Annotated in this window: 1 protein-coding gene; it reads left to right on the forward strand. The window is 68.5% G+C overall.

Annotation, left to right across the window (positions count from 1 at the left end; translation table 11 throughout):
• Positions 1-309: 309 nt before the first annotated feature.
• Positions 310-2,278, forward strand: a 1,969-nt coding sequence (locus tag ACWEBX_RS39315) for a discoidin domain-containing protein (RefSeq protein ID WP_451889499.1), incomplete at its 3' end; no start/stop codon positions are given.

A 2,278-nucleotide genomic window follows, 5' to 3' on the forward strand; every position in this document is an offset into this window, starting at 1 on the left:
CGGCAGACGCCCGCGGCCACTCGGCGTCTTCAAGCCTTGACGGAACCGGACGGGCTCCCCCCCGTCGGTGACGCCCCGCGTCCAGGTCACGGCCCCGGAGCACCCCACCAACGTGGGTCCGGCGCACACGAGTTGAAGAATCTCGCGTCACGGGACTTGCCACCCCGATGGTTCATTACTTAAATCAAAGCGTGAACTAAGCGCGCTGGAAGGCCGGTTCACGGTTCTCCTCTCGTAAGCGGCTGTTTCCCCAGTCGCTCAACAAGTGTGTCCGCTCCGCTCGTCACCCCACCCGCATGGAGTCACGGCATGAAACTCAGAACCCTGGGTGTCGCGCTGGCCGCAATGGCCGCGCTCGTCACCCTGCCCTTGCAGAGACCGGCCGCAGCGGCCGAACTCCCCCTGTCCCAGGGCAAGACGACCACGTCCTCGTCGGACGAGAACGGGGGCACTCCCGCCGCCTACGCCGTCGACGGCGACACCGCCACCCGGTGGTCCTCGGCCGCCACGGACGCCCAGTGGCTCCAGGTCGACCTCGGCGCCTCAGCCACGATCACCAAGGTCGTCCTCAACTGGGAGACCGCGTACGGCAGTGACTACCGCATCCAGACGTCACCGGACGGCAGCACCTGGACCGACATCAAGACGGTGACCGGCGGCGACGGCGGCACCGACACCCTCGACGTCTCGGGCCAGGGCCGCTACGTACGGATGTACGGCGTCCACCGCGCGACCCAATACGGCTACTCCCTGTGGGAGTTCCAGGTCTTCGGCACCGGCGGCACCACCACCCCGGCGACCTGCGACACGGCCAACGCGGCGCAGGGGAAGGCGGCCACCGCGTCCTCCACCGAGAACGCCGCGAGCCCCGCCTCCGCCGCCTTCGACGGCAACACCGGCACCCGCTGGTCCAGCGCCTTCTCCGACCCGCAGTGGGTCCAGGTCGACCTGGGCGCCTCCACCGACCTGTGCCGGGTCGACCTCAACTGGGAGGCCGCGTACGGCAAGGCCTTCCAGATCCAGTCCTCCACGGACGGCCAGAACTGGACCGTCCTGAAGTCCGTCACGGACGGCACGGGAGGCACCGCCTCCTACGACGTCTCGGGCAAGGGCCGCTACGTGCGGATCTACGGGACGACCCGGGGCACCGCGTACGGCTACTCGCTGTGGGAGGTCGCCGTCCACACCGGCACCGGAACCAGCACCCCGCCCGTGGAGGGCGGCGGGGACCTCGGGCCCAACGTCATCGTCGTGGACCCCTCGACACCCGATCTGCAGGGCAAGTTCGACCAGGTCTTCGCCCAGCAGGAGTCCAACCAGTTCGGTTCCGCCCGCTACCAGTTCCTGATGAAGCCCGGCACCTACAACAACATCAACGCCCAGGTCGGCTTCTACACCTCGATCTCGGGCCTCGGCCAGAACCCCGACGACGTCCACATCAACGGCGACATCACCGTGGACGCGGGTTGGTTCAACGGCAACGCCACCCAGAACTTCTGGCGTTCGGCGGAGAACCTGTCGATCACCCCCTCCAACGGCACCGACCGCTGGGCCGTGGCCCAGGCCGCGCCCTTCCGCCGTATCCACGTGCAGGGCGGTCTCAACCTGGCCCCGAACGGCTACGGCTGGGCCTCCGGCGGCTACATCGCCGACTCGAAGATCGACGGCACGGTCGGCCCGTACTCCCAGCAGCAGTGGTACACCCGTGACAGCTCCGTCGGAGGCTGGACCAACGGCGTCTGGAACATGACCTTCACGGGCGTCCAGGGAGCACCGGCGACGAACTTCGACTCCGGCCCGTACACCACCCTGGACACCACCCCGGTCTCCCGCGAGAAGCCCTACCTCTATCTGGACGGCAGCACCTACAAGGTGTTCGTGCCCTCCAAGCGCACCAACGCACGCGGTGTCTCGTGGCCGAACACGGCCGGTACGTCGATCCCGCTCGACCAGTTCTACGTCGTCAAGGCCGGCGCGACCGCCGAGACCATCAACGCGGCTCTCGCCCAGGGCCTCAACCTGCTGTTCACGCCGGGTGTCTACCACCTGGACCGGACGATCGACGTGACCCGGGCCAACACCGTCGTCCTGGGCCTCGGCCTCGCGACGATCGTGCCGGACAACGGGATCGACGCCATGCACGTCGCCGACGTCGACGGGGTCAGGCTGGCCGGATTCCTGATCGACGCGGGCCCTGACGACCTGCGGGGCGCCACGCGGGGAATTGCGTTGCGGAGCAGGTGCCCGCAGGGCTACCTTCTGCGGGCTTCGCCTGCTC

It is taken from the genome of Streptomyces sp. NPDC005070 (assembly GCF_053600395.1).